The organism is Paenibacillus sp. 22594, assembly GCF_052044425.1.
Taxonomy (GTDB): domain Bacteria; phylum Bacillota; class Bacilli; order Paenibacillales; family Paenibacillaceae; genus Paenibacillus_AQ.
On the sequence record NZ_JBQENA010000021.1, the window covers coordinates 16,006 to 34,219 of the forward strand.

The window sequence follows — 18,214 nt, forward strand, 5'->3', positions numbered from 1 at the left end:
AAGAAACGGCTTGATGCCTTTCTTATGTTTCAAATCACCGCTGATTATGAACCAACCGGGGTCTTTGCCCATACGATGGGGTAGAGGTGGTGTTTGAAATGAATTTAGGAGACTTGGTCGTTCGCAAATCTTACGGTGGCGATGTAACGTTCCGGGTGGAGAATATCGTGCAGAACGGGGCCGTCATCAAAGGTACCGAATTCCGCCTGCTGGCGGATGCGCCCTTGGAAGACTTGGTGCAGGTGCCTCCTACCCGTATTACAGAGCGTGGACAACAGGCGCAGATTAAAGCCACTGAATCCCTGACCCGGCTGCGTAAAGACCGGCAGGAGCAGAGCCAGCGCAGCGGAGAGAGTATCTCCGGGGCATGGCCCCAGTCTCCCAAGGAGCTGGCTTACTTTGAGGTGCCGGGAAAAGTGCTGCACTTGGATGGTGATGCACTGTATTTGAAGAAGAGCCTCAGTCTATACGAGCAGTTGCGGATCCCCGCCGAAGGACATCATATCCATGAGTCAAAGATGGCCGAAACGCTGTATCGGCTGTTGCCGCGTGTACGTCCGGATATTGTTGTTATTACCGGACATGACGGAGTACTCAAGCAGCAGCATACTTATGATCTCTACAGCCTGAATAGTTACAAAAATTCGCAGAACTTCGTAGCGGCCATTAGGGTTGCGCGGGAATATGAGCGGAATTTTGATACACTGACTATTGTGGCAGGAGCCTGCCAGTCCCATTTCGAAGCACTGCTCGGTGCGGGGGCCAACTTTGCCAGCTCTCCCGGAAGAATACTGATTCATGCTCTGGATCCGGTCTATATTGCGGCAAAGGCATCTTTTACTTCCATCCGGGATTCCGTCAGCCTGGGGGATGTGCTGAATAATACCATCAGCGGCAGCCAGGGCATGGGCGGAATCGAGACCCGTGGCAGCTTCCGTATCGGAATGCCGCGCCTGCAGAATCTGTCTACTCTAAAAGTAGCACCATCGGTGATGATGTAGCCGCGGGATATGTGAACAGACACTTCAGAAAAGCCCCACTTAAGCCCCACTTTTGTGGGGCTTTTCTGTTTACGGTGTTTCTTGCTTTTTGAATATTACACTCTGATATTACGGCTAACAAGGATTAAATGTCAGCCTTACTCTATGCTAAAAAAATTCCGTTGACAACGATTTTACCATCATCTATAATTATTTATTTGATTTGACAATGAAGGTGGAAAGTTGTATAATGGACAAGGAAAGAGGTGGTCGTCAGGCAATGGCTAATAACGCGCTGTTGGAAATTAAACGCAGTCTCGAAGCTCACGTCGGTCATAAGATCACGTTGCGTGCAAACGGTGGCCGTCGTAAAACCGTTGAACGCACCGGTGTCCTGGAAGAAACGTACCCTTCTGTATTTATTGTCAAACTGGATCAGGAGCAGCAAACCTTCAAGCGAGTCTCCTACAGCTATGCCGATATCCTTACTGAATCTGTGGAAATCACAGTTTGCGAAGATGATGGGCAGATGCGGATTATGTATATTAAAGCTTAACGGTTTATGGGCAGTCTCCCGTAGGGGAGGCTGTTTTTTGTTGTTTTTGGCTGAATGGCCATCCCGCCTTGGCAGCATACTAAAGCAGCAACAATCTCGTCATCCATTATTTTAAGGAGGGATTCCGTTAATGAGCCGCAGAAAACGGGGCATGATGTCAGAGGAATTGAAGACGGAGCTGGCCAAGGAACTGGGTTTTTATGAGACGGTAGAACGCGATGGCTGGGGCGGAATTCGGGCGAAAGATGCCGGAAATATGGTCAAAAGAGCCATTCAGCTGGCTGAGGAGGCCGCACGCAAATCGTAAAAGGACTTGCAGGAACAACTCAGCAAGGGGTGCTGCCACGACGGCAGTGCCTTTTCGGTATGTACTGAACTTTTGATAAAATGTAAAAAAAGGATGACAAACCTTTTCTACTTGATGGACTTCGCTACGAGTTTCTCATATAATATGTTAAGTTGTTTTTACGGGAAAAGCTGAGGGTGGGTGAACGCCTTGAAAATGTATGAAAAAGCGCCAGCGAAAATCAATCTGATGCTGGATGTGCTGCATAAACGCGCGGATGGCTTTCATGAAGTTGAAATGATTATGACCATGGTCGATTTGGCGGACCGTTTGGAGCTGTCTGAGCTGAAACGGGATTCTATTATTATCTCAAGCCAGGCCGGTTATATTCCGCTGGACGAGAAGAACCTGGCTTTCCAGGCAGCGAGGCTTATTAAAGACCGCTATAACGTGAGGAGCGGTGTGCATATCCATCTGGACAAAAGAATCCCGGTGGCTGCCGGCCTCGCCGGCGGCAGCAGTGACGCCGCGGCAACGCTGCGCGGCCTGAACCGGCTCTGGCGCCTCGGCATTCCGGCGCAGGAGCTGCAGGAACTGGGCGCCGAGCTGGGCTCAGACGTCCCGTTCTGCGTCACAGGTGGCACTGCCCTGGCAACGGGCAGAGGCGAGCGGCTGACTCCCATCCCGAGTCCGCCGCAGTGCTGGGTCGTCCTGGCCAAGCCGCCGATCAATGTATCGACGGCTGAGGTGTACGGACGCGTACGTGCGAACAACATCGCTGTGCATCCATCCGCATCCCGGATGCAGGAGGCAATCGCCGCAGGTGATTTCGCGGCCGTCTGCGCGGGGCTCGGCAACGTACTGGAGGATGTCACGCTGAAGCTGCATCCGGAGGTGCAGCAGTTGAAGGACGCTATGGTGAAGCTGGGTGCAGATGGCGTACTTATGTCCGGCAGCGGGCCAACGGTATTTGGCCTGGTGTCAAAACAATCGAAGGTAGCTAGGATTTACAATGGGCTGCGCGGATTTTGCAAAGAAGTATACGCTGTGCGTTCGCTGAACTAAGTAAACGCTGTCTGGTGGTGATCGAATGGATCCCCGCGCTTGTGTAAATCCGTACAAAAGTGATATTATTTTTAATAATATTCGGTTTTGGCGAGGAGCATTCCGTGAAAAAACTTAAAAGAAGCCAACGTTTGGTAGACATGACCCAATTTTTGCTTGAAAAACCGCATGATCTTCTCTCGCTATCCACATTTGCAGACCGGTACGGAGCGGCGAAGTCATCTGTAAGTGAAGATTTGGCTATTATAAAAGAGGTATTTGAAGGGGAAGGCATGGGGGAATTGCAGACACTGGCCGGTGCGGCTGGTGGTGTGCGCTATATTCCGCGAATGCCTACAGACATGGCACTAGCCTTCGTAGACGGCCTGTGCAGCCAGCTTGAACAAAGTGACCGTATACTGCCTGGCGGATATTTGTATATGTCTGATCTGCTTGGGCTTCCGTCTCTGATGGAGCAGGCCGGCAAGATCATCGCCACAGCCTTCTATGGCGTAGAGATTGATGTGGTAATGACAGTGGAGACCAAAGGTATTCCCCTGGCTTATGCCACGGCCGCGCAGCTGGGGCTGCCGGTAGTGCTGGTACGCCGCGACCACCAGGTGACGGAGGGCTCAGCGGTAAGCATCAATTATGTCTCGGGATCGCATAAAAGCATACATACAATGTCGCTATCCAGACGGGCGCTGCCGGAGAAGTCCAGGGTGCTGATTGTGGATGACTTCATGAAGGCAGGCGGAACCGTACGCGGCATGGTGGATCTTCTGGGTGAATTCAATGCTGAGGTTGCCGGTGTAGGTGTGCTGGTTGAATCCGGAGCTGTTGAATCCGAGGAGCGTCTGCTCCATGACTATGTATCTCTGGTGAAGTTAAGCGAAGTGGATTCCAAGGGCCGGCGGATTTCTGCACATCCGGGGAATTATTTTTCTGCCTGATGGGTAGGGCAAACCTAACATCTATAAGACTGGCTAAAATGTCGAATCCGTGAGGAAAACACAGAGAACTTCACGAAATGTGTCGAAAACGATGGTAAGGTAAAAATAATCTTCTTTATCAGGTATTTTATGGAATCAAAAAGAAGGAATTCGCATTGCTGTGTGGAATTATACACCAAGTCTCTGATGGAAAAAGGTGGTGAACACACACATGCAAATTACGGATGTCAGACTCCGCCGCGTTAACTCTGAGGGGAGAATGAAAGCAATCGCATCCATTACAATCGATAACGAGTTTGTTGTTCATGACATTCGCGTCATCGATGGTAATAACGGGATGTTCGTTGCAATGCCCAGCAAGCGTACACCGGATGGGGAATTCCGCGATATCGCACACCCGATTTCTTCGGGAACACGCGAGAAGATTCAATCCGCGGTTCTGGCCGAGTATGATCGCGCCGCTACTGAAGAAGAAGAGGTCATTGAAGAGGGAGCATAAGCTAGGCGCTAACTCTGAAGGACGGCTGCCCTTACTTGGGCGGCTTAAGGCCATGCCGTTTTTTTATTGGGGTTCGAAGAAAAGGGAACCATGCCTTCATGGTTCTCTTTTCTTTTTGCCCGGAATGAGATATATTCAGTAGTGAGCTAAAGAAGTAGGGGGTTGGCATTCTTGAAAAGAATGGCTGTTGTACTTGCTGCAGGTCAAGGCAAGCGCATGAAATCTAAATTATACAAAGTGCTGCACCCCGTCTGCGGCAAACCGATGGTAGGGCATGTACTTGATACAGTAAAAGCGACCGGATGCCAGCGCACCGTTGTAGTTGTCGGACACGGCGCGGAGAAAGTTAAAGCCTATGTAGGCCTGAATGCAGAATATGTGCTTCAGGAAACGCAGCTGGGTACAGGCCATGCCGTGAAGCAGGCTAAGGACCTTCTCAGCGGCGAAACAGGCACAACAGTTGTAATCTGCGGAGACACACCGCTCGTGACAGCGGAAACGCTGGAGGGGCTTATGGCTCTTCATGAGGGCCAGAATGCGGCTGCAACCGTACTTACAGCTGTCATGGAACAGCCTGCAGGCTATGGTAGAATTATCCGCGGTGAGGATGGCGGCGTGCTGAAGATCGTGGAGCAGAAGGATTGCTCTCCGGAGGAAGCTGCTGTAAACGAGATCAATACGGGGACTTATTGTTTTGATAACGCCAAGTTGTTTGCAGCTTTGGAGAAGGTTACGAACAGCAATAACCAGCAGGAATATTATTTGACCGATGTTATCGGCATACTCCGGGCACAGGGGGATATCGTTCTGGGATATCAGGCTCATGATGCTGCGGAGTCTATTGGCGTTAATGACCGTTTGGCCTTGTCTGAAGCAGAAGGACTGATGCGCCAGCGTATCAACCGTCAGCACATGCTGAACGGGGTAACCATTATTGATCCTGCTTCCACCTATATCGCAGCCGATGTGATCATTGGAGCAGACACCACACTCTATCCAGGAACCACCCTGAAAGGGAAGACAGTCATCGGGGAGGACTGCATCATCGGGCCTTTCAGTGAGATTGAGGATTGTGTGGTCATGGATGGTGCTGAAGTGAAGCACTCCGTGCTGAATCAGGCTCAGGTCGGAGCAAGAACCTCTGTTGGGCCTTTTGCCTATTTGCGTCCAGGTGCTGTGCTTGGGGAAGAGGTTAAAATCGGTGATTTTGTGGAAATTAAGAATGCCAGCATTGGGGATGGCTCCAAAGTTTCGCATTTAAGCTATGTCGGCGATGCGACGGTTGGCAAGAATGTAAATGTGGGCTGCGGTGCAATTACCGTTAACTATGACGGCTATAATAAATCCAGAACCGAGATTGGCGATGATGCCTTTATCGGGAGTAATGTGAACCTTGTAGCTCCGGTTACAGTGGGCAAAGGTGCGTTTGTCGTTGCCGGGTCGACCATTACCCGTTCGGTTTCAGAGAATGATCTGGCTATTGCCAGAGTAAGGCAGGAGAACAAGCCAGGGTATGCCGAGAAGATCCGTGCCCGGGCCAAAGCCAAGAAAGGCAGCCCGAGTCCATCGTAGAGCGCTAGAAGCCAAAGTGCCGGACGGACCCGCAAATCCGCGCCGGCGCCACTTGGAAGTTAAATTCCGTCACGGAGGGTTTATATTTTATGACTTATTGCGATTCCAAACTAAAGATTTTTACCTGTAATTCCAATCCTAAGCTGGCCAGTCAAATTGCCGACTACATCGGCATTCCAATGGGAGAATCCCACACGACCAGCTTCAGCGACGGAGAGATTCAGGTTAAGCTGTCAGAGAGCGTTCGTGGCTGTCATGTATATATTGTACAGTCCACGTGTGGTCCGGTTAATGATAATCTCATGGAGCTTCTGGTTATGGTAGATGCACTTAAGCGCGCCTCCGCGAAGAGCATCAATGTGGTTATTCCGTACTATGGCTATGCACGTCAAGACCGTAAAGCCCGTTCCCGTGATCCAATAACGGCCAAGCTGGTAGCGAACCTGATTGAAAAAGCAGGGGCACACCGCGTCATTACCATGGACCTACACGCGATGCAAATTCAAGGCTTCTTCGATATTCCAGTGGATCATCTCCTGGGTGTTCCAATTCTTGCCCAGTATTTCCGCTCCAAGCAGATTCAGAACCCTGTTGTAGTGTCTCCTGACCATGGTGGTGTCGTGCGGGCTAGAAAGCTTGCTGATTTCCTGAACGCGCCACTGGCGATCATCGACAAACGCCGTCCAGAGCCAAATGTCAGTGAGGTTATGAATATCATCGGTAATATCGAGGGCAAAACGGCGATTCTGATCGATGACATCATCGACACAGCCGGAACCATTGTACTGGGAGCCAATGCTCTGATGGAAGGCGGCGTTAAGGAAGTATATGCCTGCTGCACCCATCCTGTATTGTCAGGTCCTGCACATGAACGTTTGGAAAACTCTCCAATTAAAGAAATTATCGTGACGGATACCATTCCAATTCGCAGCAGCAATCCGACCTCGAAGCTAAAAGTTCTGTCCGTGGCTCCACTGATGGGCGAGGCTATTATCCGCGTTCATGAAGAGCTGTCGATCAGTAAATTGTTTGAAATAGAATAAACTGCCCAGGGTATAGAAAAAGGGTTACACCTTTCGCGAGGAAGATGTAACCCTTATCGGCGTAATGCGAAAGCCGCCTCTAGTATCCCGGACGAGAGATGAAGGTGAACAGGGTACGGTTATAAAGGGTCCCCTGCAGCTCCACAAAACCTTCATCCACAGCTGTCACCATCCCGATGTCAACATGCACATTGCCCCTATATACCTCGACAGGCACAGCGTGTTGGATGTGGTACTGGAAATGGCGCTGAAGCGTTAAGATATCGCCTTGATGTAGCATGTTTCATCACCTGTCTTTGGAATATACGCTTATTGTACCAAAAACGGAACGCCTCTGCCGAGGAGTGCCAAGAAGGAAAGGATAGCCTCATCATGAAATGGATTGTTGGACTCGGAAATCCCGGACCGCAGTACGCCAAAACGAAACATAATGTCGGCTTTTTGGCTTTGGACGAACTGGCGGATAAACACGGCATAGTTTTTAATCAGAACAAATGTAAGTCCGTTATCGGTGAAGGTGTGATTGACGGAGTCAAAACCGTTCTGATCAAACCAATGACTTTTATGAATCTCTCCGGGGAAGCGGTTCGTGCTTATATGGATTATTACAAAGTACAGCTTGAAGATATGATTGTTGTATATGATGATTTGGATACAGAAATTGGTAAAGTCCGGCTGCGCTACCAGGGAAGCGCTGGTGGTCATAACGGGATTAAGTCCATCATACAGCATACCGGTACCCAAACCTTCAACCGTGTGCGGATGGGGATATCCCGGCCCGAGCCCGGATTTGCTATTGTCGACTATGTCCTATCTACCTTCCCTAAGAAAGATGGAGATAAGCTGGGAACGATGATTCAGGACACCTGTGCTGCTCTGGAGTTCAGTATGAAGCATACATTTGAACAGACTATGGCTAAATTCAATGGCTGATTGCCAAGAGACGATAATTTTCTCTAAGGCTAAAGCCAAATCAGTCGGGGCATACTGAAGGTAATATACTACCTTCAGGAGGCATATAGATGGCAATAAACTATGTATGCAGGCACTGCCGGACATTTCTGGGAAGCATCCAGAGAAGTGATATTACAGAAATGCAGTTGGGCCTACATTCCTTGACCCCTGCGGAGCGCAGAGATATCATAGCGTATGATTCAGAAGGCGAGATTACGGTAAAGGTGACTTGCGACTACTGCAAGGAAGCCTTGGACAATAACCCCGAGCTCAGTCTGCTGGCCAGTCCGCTTCAGTAAGTGGCAGCGGCTGTCTCTATCGTCATCCGCAAGCCTTGGCCTTATGCTAAGGCTTGTTTTCGATTCTAATTATAATAGGTGGCATCTGCCCGTCGGGGCAGTGCCAGCCTGTTTAGTAAGAGAGGTGCGCCTGTTGTTACAAGGTCTTATAGAAGCTTTTTCCAAAGATCCCGATTTTCAGTCCGTTACCCGAGGTGTAGCTGCAGGTATGAAGGAGCAGCTCATATCGGGTTTGTCCGGTTCGGCCAGACAAATCATGCTGGCGGCGCTGCATGAAGAAACTTCGCGTCCGCTGCTTGTAGTTACTCATAATATGTTTTCTGCCCAGAAGATGGCTGAGGATTTGCAGGAAGCGCTTTCTCCGGATCGCGTTCTGCTCTACCCTGCCAATGAGCTGGTTGCCGCTGAGGCTGCAGTCTCAAGCCCTGAGACGCTTGCCCAGCGGATTGATGTGTTGACGAGATGCGCCCAGGGCTTCCGTGGCGTTGTGGTTGTCCCCTATTCCGGTGTACGCCGCCTGCTTCCTTCGCCACATGTGATGGCAGACGCAGAGGTGACGATCTCCCAGGATGGGACGCTCGTGCTTGATGAGTTCCTGATGTCCATGATTGAGATGGGCTATGAACGGGTGGAGCGGGTAGAGAACCGCGGCGAGCTCAGTGTCCGGGGCGGTATTATTGATTTCTATCCGATGACTTCTCCCCTGGCCTACCGGGTGGAGCTGTTTGATGATGAGGTTGACTCCATCCGTACGTTTGATCCGCAGGACCAGCGTTCGATCGACAAGGTAAACAGCGTGAAGATCACACCTGCCAAGGAAATTATTGCTGATCAGCTGCGCCAGGATACGGCTTCTACGGAAGCAGCGGCAATGCTGGAACGGCAGCTCGAAAAGATGGCCGACCGCCAGGCGAAGCTGCGTCTTCGCGAGGAAATGGGCCGGGAGCTGGAAATGCTCCGTGAAGGCACTTATTTTCCGGAAATCTATAAATATATTAGTCTCTTATATCCTGAACGTACCCATTTGTACGATTACATGGCGAAGGATACGCTTCTGGTGCTGGATGAACCGGCGAGATTGCTGGAAACAGCGAAGCAGCTTGAACGGGATGAATCGGAATGGAACCTGCACCTGCTGCAAAACGGAAAGACGCTGCCTGATCTGCAGCTTTCTGTGGAGAGTGATGTCGTTATGTATCAGCGGCCGTTCCAAAGCTTGTTCATGTCGATTTTCCTGCGCCAGGTTCCCCATATTCAGCCGCAGAATATTCTGGGCTTTATCAGCCGCGGAATGCAGGACTTCCATGGCCAGATGAATGTGCTTAAATCGGAGATGGAGCGGTGGCATAAATCCGGCGTAAAAGTGATTATGCTGGCGAATGGTGAAGAACGGATGGAGCGTGTCCGCAGGGTTCTGTACGACTATGGCATTGAGGAGCCTACAATTCTTCAAGGCAATTTGGGTTCCGGTTTTGAGCTGCCCTCCATTCATCTTGCGGTTATTACCGAAGGAGAAATGTTCTCCCAGAAGCAGCGCAAGGCGCGCAAGGTATCCAAAGGCATCGATAATGCTGAACGGATCAAGAGCTACACCGAACTGAAGATTGGTGATTATGTTGTTCATCAAAATCACGGGATCGGGAAGTATATGGGAATCGGGACGCTGGAGGTCAGCGGAATTCACCGGGACTATATGCATATTATGTATGCCGGAGGAGATAAGCTCTCCGTACCGATTGAACAAATTGATCTGATTCAGAAGTACGTGGGTTCGGAAGATAAGGAGCCGAAGGTTTATAAGCTTGGCGGTAATGAATGGACGAGAGTTACAAGTAAGGTACGATCTTCGGTACAGGATATTGCCGATGATCTGATTAAGCTCTATGCTGAGCGCCAGAGCGCCCTGGGCTATGGCTTTGAGAAGGACACCCAGGAACAGCATGAATTCGAAGAGATGTTCCCTTATGAAGAGACACGCGATCAGCTGCGGGCCATTGAAGAAATCAAGAAGGATATGGAGCAGAACCGTCCGATGGACCGGTTGCTGTGCGGTGACGTAGGCTACGGCAAGACGGAGGTAGCGATTCGTGCCGCATTTAAATCTGCGATTGAAGGCAAGCAGGTTGCGGTGCTGGTACCAACGACGATTCTAGCCCAGCAGCACTATGAGACCTTCCGCGAGCGCTTTGCCAACTATCCGCTTAACATCCAGGTGCTCAGTCGATTCCGCAGCCGTAAGGAGCAGAATGAGACGATCAAGGGCGTACGGCAGGGAACGGTAGATGTGGTTATTGGCACGCACCGGCTGTTGTCGCAGGATATGGTCTTTAAGGATCTGGGTCTCCTGATCGTAGATGAGGAGCAGCGTTTTGGGGTTACACATAAGGAAAAGCTCAAAAAACTGAAGACCAATGTCGATGTACTGACCCTTACGGCAACACCCATTCCCCGGACCCTGCATATGTCCATGCTCGGTGTACGGGACTTGTCAGTCATTGAGACACCGCCGGAGAACCGCTTTCCTGTACAGACGTACGTGGTGGAGCACAGCCAGACGCTTACCCGTGAGGCCGTAGAACGTGAACTGGCCCGGGGCGGTCAGGTCTATTATCTGTATAACCGCGTTCAGGGTATTCAGGAAATGGCTGCGCAAATCTCCATGCTCGTTCCGGAAGCCCGGGTCGGCATCGGTCATGGCCAAATGTCGGAGTCAGAGCTGGAGAAGACCATTCTTGACTTTCTGGATGGGGAATACGATGTACTGGTCAGCACAAGCATCATCGAGACAGGGGTAGATATTCCGAACGTCAACACCCTGATTGTGCATGATGCTGACAAAATGGGGCTGTCCCAGCTGTATCAGCTTCGCGGACGGGTAGGCCGCTCCAATCGGATTGCTTATGCCTATTTCACGTACCAGCGCGACAAGGTGCTTACTGAAGTAGCCGAGAAGCGGCTACAGTCGATTAAGGAGTTTACGGAGCTTGGCTCCGGTTTCAAAATTGCCATGCGTGACCTTTCCATTCGCGGAGCGGGCAATTTACTTGGCGCTGAACAGCACGGATTCATTGCGTCTGTCGGTTTTGACCTCTACTCGCAGATGCTTGCCGAAGAGATCCGCAAACGCAAAGTCAGCGTGCTGGGTGAAGAGGATACCTCACTTAAGCAAGGAAATACGGTCATTGACTTGTCGATTGATGCTTACCTGCCATCCGAGTATATCTATGATAGTATTCAAAAAATAGAAATATATAAGAAAGTTGCTGCGGTGGCTGCCCTTGAGGATGCCGCAGAACTCGAAGACGAGCTGCTCGACCGTTTTGGCGAGCTGCCTGAAGCTGTCATCAACCTGTTATCTGTAGCCCGTCTGAAGGTGTATGGCAAGCTATATGGAATGGAATCGATGGTCCGGCGGGGAGATGAGATCTCGCTCAACTTCCATGAAGGCAGCACCGGTGCTTTTGACACGGCAAAGCTCGCTAAAGTTGGAAATAGCTTTGAAAGACGTGTACAATTTGATAGGGACGCCAAGGCAACCATCCGTGTGAAATCAAAGGATCTGGGGGATAAGGAACTGCTTGATTTGCTGGAACAGTTTCTGGCGGCGGCCAAACAGTCTTTAAAATCGAAGGGAGAACTACATGATGTCATCAATTAAAACAAAATCCTGGAAAGTGCTGCTGGTTTCACTTGCGGCGGCCATTTCCTTCTCCATGCTGGCAGCTTGCAGCAGTAATAATAACAGTAAAGCCGCTGAAGATAACAGCACTGCGGTAGCCACTTACAAAGGCGGTACAATTACCGAAAAAGAATTTGAAATGGATACCCGTGTTATGAAACTTCTGTCGCCACAGCAGGCGCAGTACCTGGAAATAGACGCCTTCAAGGAGTCCATCCTGAAGCAGGAAGTCGCATTTGAATATCTGTCTGGTAAGGCTACGGATGCCGCGAAGAAAGAAGCGGAGAAGCAAGCAGACGAACAAGTAAACTCTATTAAGACAGGCCTAGGGGAAACCTATGAAAGTACGCTGAAGGAAGCCAAGCTGACAGAAAAAGATATCCATTCCTACATGCTGCGTGTGCTGACTGTGTATCAGGACATGCTGCTGAAAGTTACGGACGACCAGGTAAAGGCTGAGTTTGAAAAAACCAAAGGTGACTTCACTGTAGCTACGCTTCGCCATGTAGTAATCGGTCTTAAGGATGCTGCAGGTAAGGAACGCACCGATGCAGACGCGCTGAAGCTGGCCAAGGAAGTGAAGGCTAAGCTGGATGGCGGAGCGGACTTTGCAGCGATAGCCAAAGAATACTCGGATGATACCGGGTCCAAGGAAAGCGGCGGTGAAATTAAGGATACAGTACTGAGCCCGGCTACCTATCCGGAAGAATTTAGACAGGCAGCCCAAACCCTGCCGCTGAACAAGATCAGCGATCCGGTTAAGACAACCTACGGCTATCACGTGATGGAAGTGGAATCCCGCACAGAAACCCCTTTTGATAAGCTGACCGATGAACAGAAGGAAACCATCAAGGGTTCTCTCGCGTCCCAGGCTCTGGAATCGTACCTTGAGAAGGATCTGGAGTCGCTCGATGTCAAAATTAATTTGCCGAAGAGCTCTGCAGCTGCGGGAGCAGCAAATGGCGGAACGGAGCCTACAGCCGCACCAAGCGCTGAGGCTCCGGCTGCAACAGAAGCGGCCCAATAATATACAACAGACATCTTTAAGACGGCCCCCTCGCATGAAGTGAGGGGGCCGTCACCGTTTATATATTACATGCCGGACGATGTATAAGGAACTGGGAAGAGATGAATACTATGGTCAGATATTTCGATAAATCACTGGGATTATCCATTCCCATAATGGACAGTAGTTGGACCATACTTCTTAAGAAAGCGGGGCAACATGTGAAATGAAAGCTACTGGAATTGTTCGCCGTATTGATGACCTCGGCCGAGTTGTTATCCCCAAAGAAATCAGACGTACTTTGCGTATCCGTGAAGGTGATCCACTGGAAATCTTCGTCGACCGTGACGGTGAAGTCATACTGAAAAAGTATTCTCCGATTGGGGAACTGGGCGATTTTGCCAAGGAGTATGCAGAATCACTCTTTGAAGGAACAGGCCATATTACCATGATCACCGACCGGGACACTTTTATCGCTTTGGCTGGAGGTTCAAAAAAAGATTATCTAGAGAAGCAGGTTGGGGTGTTGCTTGAGAAAGTGATGGAGAGCCGGAAGACTGTGCTTGAAACGAATGCAGGCAGCTATGACATTGGTAAAGACCATCCGGAATCCGTCTCTTCGTATGTGGCGGCACCCATCATTTCCGGTGGAGACCCCATCGGCTGTGTCGTGCTGCTGAATAAGGATGACTCGGTGAAAATGGCGCAGATGGAAGTGAAAATGGCCGAAACTGCTGCTGCCTTCCTGGGCAAACAAATGGAGCAGTAACTTCTGTGGCATGGAGGCCCCGCTTCCCCTTTGGCGAAATAAGCCAAGCGGGCGGCGGGGTTTTTGTCGTGGGGTGTCCCTATGCGTTATAATATAGAAATTCATCCCATCATAGCAGTTATAGCTGTAGAAGCAGGTATATGTATGAAACTTAAGTCGCAAGGCTCAAAACTGCTGCAAGGGGCATTCATTCTTAGTGCGGCAGCCATCCTCTCCAAGCTGATTGGCACCCTGCAGAAAATCCCGCTGCAAAATCTGGGTGGAGATGCTGTATTCGGTATTTATAACACGGTATATCCACTGTACACCATGCTGGTAACGGTGGCGATGCTGGGCCTGCCGTCAGCTGTTTCCAAATTCGTGGCAGAGGCTTCTGTTGGTAGGGAAGAGCAGGAAGGACGCCGGATCCTGAAGCTCTCTGCTGTCCTTACCGGTGTGAGCGGGTTGGTAATTGGAATTCTGGTCTACGCAGGTGCGCCACTCCTCTCGGCATGGGTCGGCAATTCGCATATTACCCCTGCACTGCGGGCCAGCGCGTGGGGGCTGGCTGTTGTTCCGCTAATGGCTGCGCTGCGGGGCTATTTTCAGGGTCTGCATAACATGGTCCCTACTGCTGTCTCCCAGGTGGCCGAGCAGTCGGTGCGCGTTGCTGTTATGATCGCACTGCTGCTGTATCTGACTTCGATCCATGCAGATGCGTCAGGCATTGCCGCCGGGGCGCTGTTGGGCTCAGCCGGAGGAGGTGCGGCGGGTCTGCTCATCATGCTGCTGTATCTGCGGAGGCATCGCCGCCGTCAAGCGGAGCCTGAGCTTGCTGCCGCATCGGAAGTGGTGGCTGAGACCTCATGGACACAAGAGCAGACGACGGCAGCTCCCGCCAGTCCGAAGGCAAGCACCCGTATCTGGCAGTTGCTGGCCTACGGGCTTCCAGTCATGCTGGGTGCACTGGCCGTGCCGCTCATCGGGCTGGTGGATGTATTCACCGTGCCCCGCCTGCTGTCCTCAGGCGGGAGTGAAGCGGCAGCAATGGCGCAGTTCGGGATCTACAACCGCGGCCTGCCGCTGGTGCAGATCGTCACGATGCTCGCTACTTCGCTGTCTGTGGTGTTCATCCCGGCACTCGCAGAAGCCAAGTACCGGGGCGACCTGGGGCTAATCCAGACCCGCGTGAGCTTGTCGCTGCGCTGGTTCTGGCTGCTTGGCCTGGCCGCCTCCGCAGGCCTGGCGGTGCTTGCGGAGCCGATCAACGTGGCGCTCTACGGCGACGCTTCCGGCAGCAGCACGATGACCTGGCTGGCCTTCACCGCCGCCGGCGGTACGGTCAGCATCATCTCGGCCGCGCTGCTGCAGGGCCTTGGTGCCGTGCGCGCGCCGGCGCTGCACCTCCTGGCCGCCGCGCTGCTCAAGGCGGCCCTGAACCTGCTGCTCGTGCCGCAGCAGGGCATTACCGGCGCGGCCATCGCCAGCGTGGCCGCGCATGGGTTCGCAGCAGCGCTGAACGTGCTGCTGCTGCACCGCCAGGGCCATCTGCGGCTGCGCCTGGCAGATGCCCTGCTGCGGCCCGCGCTGCTGCTGGCGGGCCTGGCCCTGGCCGCTGCCGCCGTGAGCTACGCTACCGGCGCTGCGGCAGATGCCGCGGGCCTTGGCGGCAGCCGCACCGCGGCCCTGGCGCAGAGCCTGCTTGGCGTGCTCGCAGGCTGCGCTGTCTTCGCCATCGGCGCGGTAGTCCTGCGCCTGCTTAGCGAAAGTGAACTGCGCCAGCTGCCGGGCTTCGGCCCGAGGCTGGCGGACAAGCTGAAGAAGCTGCGCCTGTTTCCCTAAAGCCGGCAACGCTGGCTTGGATTGGGCTGGTCTCTCCGTTTTTTCCCTAGCAGTCCTGCTGAAATGCGGGACTGATTGAAGTACCAGCAGTACATAGAGCGGTCATATGCTATTTAGGGCAGCGGCCGCCTGGAAGGAGTGGAATCGCATGAGTGCAACACTAACAGTGGTGGGGCTTGGCTCGGGGAATCCGGACCGGCTGACACTGGGCATTATCAAGAAGCTGAAGGCGGCATCTATCGTTTACGTGCGGACTGCAGAGCATCCGGTCATGGCGGCTCTGGCTGAGCTTGAGATTGCTTCACAGTCGTTCGACAGCCTGTATGAATCGTTGTCTTCTTTTCCTGAGGTATATGAAGCGATTACGGCGAAATTGATCGAGGAGGCGGGTTCGGCGCCGTCGGGCACAGAAATTGTCTATGCTGTTCCGGGGCATCCGATGGTTGCGGAGTCGGCTGTTTCTTTACTGCGGGAGCGCTGCCCGCAAGCGGGAATCAAGCTGGATATTCTAGGCGGGGAAAGCTTCCTGGACGAGGCTTTTGTACGTCTGGGTTTTGATCCGATTGAGGGCTTTCAGCTTTTGGATGCCTCGGGCATCCGCAGCTCCCAGCTTCAGCCCGAGCTGCATACGCTGATCGGTCAGGTATACGACAGCTTTACGGCTTCGGAAACCAAGCTGTGCCTCATGGAGCTGTATCCGCCGGAGTATGAGATCATTGTAGGCCATGCGCTCGGAGTGGAAGGTGAAGAGCAGATAGACCGTGTACCGCTCTATGAGCTTGACCGCCTTACAGGCTATGGCAATCTCTCGCTTGTCTATGTTCCGGCGAACCGTGAAGAGACGGCAAGACGGCGCAGCTTTGCCCGTCTGCATGAGATCGTTGATATTCTGCGTAGTCCGGAGGGCTGTCCCTGGGACCGGGAACAGACCCATGAGTCGCTGCGCAAGAATCTGATTGAGGAAACCTACGAGGTGCTCGAAACCATTGACGAGGATGACCCGGATCATATGAAGGAAGAGCTGGGAGACCTGCTGCTCCAGATTATGCTGCATGCCCAGATGGAAGAGGAGCTCGGAACCTTTAATGTCTATGATGTGATTGAAGGCCTCAATGACAAGCTGATTTTCCGTCATCCGCATGTATTCGGGGATACCGAAGCGGGCAATGCCGAGGAGGCGCTGAAGAACTGGGAGGGTATGAAGGCTGAGGAGAAACGGCGCAAGGGCCTGAAACCTGAAGCTGACTCTGCGCTTAGTGGAGTTCCCCGTGATCTTCCGGCGCTGATGAAAGCCTATAAGCTGCAGAAGAAAGCTTCCAGAGTAGGTTTCGATTGGGACAACGTTCATGATGTTCTGGCCAAAATCCGCGAGGAGGCAGACGAACTGCAGGAGGCTATCGAGAGCGGCGCTTCAGCCGAGGAGCAGATGCTGGAGCTAGGGGATCTGTTGTTTGCGGCAGCCAATGCCGCCCGCTTTATCGATGCAGACCCGGAAGAGGCGCTAACCCGCACCAACCGAAAATTTGTCTCCCGGTTCCATTACATTGAGCAGCAGTTGCGCAGCCAGGGAACTTCGGTTCAGGAGAGCAGTCTGGAACAGATGGAAGCACTCTGGCAGGAAGCCAAAAAGGAAGAACGAAATCTGTAATTACATAGAGTTGCCGTACAGTCGGTATAGCCCTCCGATAAAGCGGCAATGCTGTGAATGCGCGCAAATCTCTGATTTGAAATGCAAAGAGTAGTTTATAATGTTATAGTGCTATAAGCCCGGGATTTTCCGGCGTGAAATAGAAGGATACTCTATAGCACTCAGCATATAAAGTCTTATATTTTTAAAAAATTGGCGGTTCGTGGCAGGAATTCGGGTTGGCATCAAGAATATCATAAAGACGAAATGACGATTTGCGGCTTATCCTGGCGCACAATCGCGTTTCATTTATTTTTTTGTATCCTAGGAGGAACTTCAAATTATGAACAAGACAGATTTGGTTAACAACATTTCCGAAAAAAGCGGATTGGCAAAAAAAGATGTAGAAGCTGTATTAAACGGCGTACTGGGCGAAATTACCGAAGCCCTTGCACAAGGCGATAAAGTGCAGCTTATCGGATTCGGTACCTTTGAAACCCGCAAACGTTCCGGCCGCTCCGGCCGCAACCCGCAAACGGGCACACCGATTGAAATTCCTGAATCGACTGTACCGGCCTTCAAGGCTGGCAACAAGCTCAAAGAAGCCGTCAACTAATGCGTCTTGATAAATTCCTGAAAGTCTCCCGCTTGATCAAGCGCCGCACAGTGGCCAAGGATGTGTCCGAACAAGGCCGGGTGCTGATTAACGGGAAAGAATCCAAGCCGAGCAGTACAGTGAAGATCGGCGACGAGATCACCGTGCAATTCGGCCAAAAACTTGTGACGGTCAAAGTGGAAAAGCTGGTCGAAACGACCCGCAAAGACGAGGCCGCAGGTATGTATACACTGCTTCGTGAAGAGCCTGTTGCCAAAAGCAGCGGCCTCGACTGGTAAGCAGATTTGTAAAGATTCTGAGAAAAGCGCTGCTCTGCATTCTGTAGAGTATGCGCTTTTTTTGAAAATATAAGAATTTCTATGCTTCGCACTATAAATTATACTTCTATTTTCTCGCTGAAACGGTGCCGTCCTTAAAGAAGGACGGCGAAGCCGTTCAGGCTGTCGAGAAAGTCTCGACAGCCTTATTTATGTGTACTAAATTTAAGACGACACCGCGTTAATGTTGTAT

At 51.7% G+C, this 18,214-nt stretch carries 18 protein-coding genes; 17 read left to right on the plus strand and 1 reads right to left on the minus strand.

Annotated features, from left to right (window positions below; genetic code table 11):
* The first annotated feature begins 98 nt into the window (after positions 1 to 98).
* The 8 genes from yabG to ACTJKB_RS30555 all read left to right on the plus strand — a co-directional run bounded on the left by yabG (position 99) and on the right by ACTJKB_RS30555 (position 6,933).
* Positions 99 to 1,001: a sporulation peptidase YabG gene (yabG, locus tag ACTJKB_RS30520; protein WP_440837989.1), complete on the plus strand. Its 903-nt coding sequence runs from the start codon at positions 99 to 101 to the stop codon at positions 999 to 1,001.
* 259 nt (positions 1,002 to 1,260) lie between these two features.
* Positions 1,261 to 1,536 (plus strand): biofilm formation stimulator Veg, encoded by a 276-nt coding sequence (gene veg, locus ACTJKB_RS30525; RefSeq protein ID WP_019914493.1) that lies wholly within the window; start codon positions 1,261 to 1,263, stop codon positions 1,534 to 1,536.
* Between the two features lie 130 nt (positions 1,537 to 1,666).
* Positions 1,667 to 1,843 carry a small, acid-soluble spore protein, alpha/beta type gene (locus ACTJKB_RS30530; RefSeq protein ID WP_074113441.1) on the plus strand — a complete coding sequence of 59 codons (177 nt, stop codon included), beginning with the start codon at positions 1,667 to 1,669 and terminating at the stop codon, positions 1,841 to 1,843.
* 189 nt (positions 1,844 to 2,032) lie between these two features.
* Positions 2,033 to 2,887, plus strand: coding sequence for a 4-(cytidine 5'-diphospho)-2-C-methyl-D-erythritol kinase (gene ispE, locus ACTJKB_RS30535; protein WP_074086917.1), 855 nt, complete (start codon positions 2,033 to 2,035; stop codon positions 2,885 to 2,887).
* Between the two features lie 104 nt (positions 2,888 to 2,991).
* Positions 2,992 to 3,819, plus strand: coding sequence for a pur operon repressor (purR, locus tag ACTJKB_RS30540; RefSeq protein ID WP_440837990.1), 828 nt, complete (start codon positions 2,992 to 2,994; stop codon positions 3,817 to 3,819).
* 211 nt (positions 3,820 to 4,030) lie between these two features.
* The gene (gene spoVG, locus ACTJKB_RS30545; protein WP_020425826.1) at positions 4,031 to 4,318 is read left to right on the plus strand and encodes a septation regulator SpoVG; all 288 of its coding nucleotides are present in this window, start codon (positions 4,031 to 4,033) and stop codon (positions 4,316 to 4,318) included.
* A gap of 171 nt (positions 4,319 to 4,489) precedes the next feature.
* Entirely contained in the window at positions 4,490 to 5,890 is a 1,401-nt protein-coding gene (glmU, locus tag ACTJKB_RS30550; RefSeq protein WP_440837991.1) for a bifunctional UDP-N-acetylglucosamine diphosphorylase/glucosamine-1-phosphate N-acetyltransferase GlmU, read from the plus strand.
* An 89-nt stretch (positions 5,891 to 5,979) separates the two neighbouring features.
* The gene (locus ACTJKB_RS30555; protein WP_019914487.1) at positions 5,980 to 6,933 is read left to right on the plus strand and encodes a ribose-phosphate diphosphokinase; all 954 of its coding nucleotides are present in this window, start codon (positions 5,980 to 5,982) and stop codon (positions 6,931 to 6,933) included.
* 79 nt (positions 6,934 to 7,012) lie between these two features.
* On the opposite strand, the gene ACTJKB_RS30560 is transcribed toward ACTJKB_RS30555, so the two are convergent.
* Positions 7,013 to 7,213 (minus strand): hypothetical protein, encoded by a 201-nt coding sequence (locus tag ACTJKB_RS30560; protein ID WP_440837992.1) that lies wholly within the window; start codon positions 7,211 to 7,213, stop codon positions 7,013 to 7,015.
* 92 nt (positions 7,214 to 7,305) lie between these two features.
* Here ACTJKB_RS30560 and pth point away from each other — a divergent pair, with 92 nt between their 5' ends.
* From pth to ACTJKB_RS30605, 9 genes are all read left to right on the plus strand, one after another.
* On the plus strand, positions 7,306 to 7,866 hold the full coding sequence (gene pth, locus ACTJKB_RS30565) for an aminoacyl-tRNA hydrolase (protein ID WP_440837993.1): 561 nt from the start codon (positions 7,306 to 7,308) through the stop codon (positions 7,864 to 7,866).
* An 89-nt stretch (positions 7,867 to 7,955) separates the two neighbouring features.
* The gene (locus tag ACTJKB_RS30570; protein ID WP_074086922.1) at positions 7,956 to 8,186 is read left to right on the plus strand and encodes an anti-sigma-F factor Fin family protein; all 231 of its coding nucleotides are present in this window, start codon (positions 7,956 to 7,958) and stop codon (positions 8,184 to 8,186) included.
* Positions 8,187 to 8,319: 133 nt separating this feature from the next.
* A complete protein-coding gene (gene mfd, locus ACTJKB_RS30575; protein ID WP_440837994.1) occupies positions 8,320 to 11,844 on the plus strand; it encodes a transcription-repair coupling factor in 3,525 nt (1,174 codons plus the stop codon).
* On the plus strand, positions 11,831 to 12,892 hold the full coding sequence (locus ACTJKB_RS30580) for a peptidylprolyl isomerase (protein WP_440837995.1): 1,062 nt from the start codon (positions 11,831 to 11,833) through the stop codon (positions 12,890 to 12,892). The genes mfd and ACTJKB_RS30580 overlap by 14 nt, the downstream gene beginning before the upstream one ends.
* Before the next feature lie 205 nt (positions 12,893 to 13,097).
* Positions 13,098 to 13,640: a stage V sporulation protein T gene (spoVT, locus tag ACTJKB_RS30585; RefSeq protein ID WP_074086925.1), complete on the plus strand. Its 543-nt coding sequence runs from the start codon at positions 13,098 to 13,100 to the stop codon at positions 13,638 to 13,640.
* 144 nt (positions 13,641 to 13,784) lie between these two features.
* The gene (locus ACTJKB_RS30590; RefSeq protein ID WP_440837997.1) at positions 13,785 to 15,461 is read left to right on the plus strand and encodes a putative polysaccharide biosynthesis protein; all 1,677 of its coding nucleotides are present in this window, start codon (positions 13,785 to 13,787) and stop codon (positions 15,459 to 15,461) included.
* A gap of 148 nt (positions 15,462 to 15,609) precedes the next feature.
* Entirely contained in the window at positions 15,610 to 17,109 is a 1,500-nt protein-coding gene (gene mazG / locus ACTJKB_RS30595; RefSeq protein ID WP_440837996.1) for a nucleoside triphosphate pyrophosphohydrolase, read from the plus strand.
* 322 nt (positions 17,110 to 17,431) lie between these two features.
* Positions 17,432 to 17,704 carry an HU family DNA-binding protein gene (locus ACTJKB_RS30600; RefSeq protein WP_074086928.1) on the plus strand — a complete coding sequence of 91 codons (273 nt, stop codon included), beginning with the start codon at positions 17,432 to 17,434 and terminating at the stop codon, positions 17,702 to 17,704.
* On the plus strand, positions 17,704 to 17,982 hold the full coding sequence (locus tag ACTJKB_RS30605; protein WP_038584395.1) for an RNA-binding S4 domain-containing protein: 279 nt from the start codon (positions 17,704 to 17,706) through the stop codon (positions 17,980 to 17,982). Before ACTJKB_RS30600 ends, ACTJKB_RS30605 begins: the two co-directional genes overlap by 1 nt.
* Positions 17,983 to 18,214 lie beyond the last annotated feature (232 nt).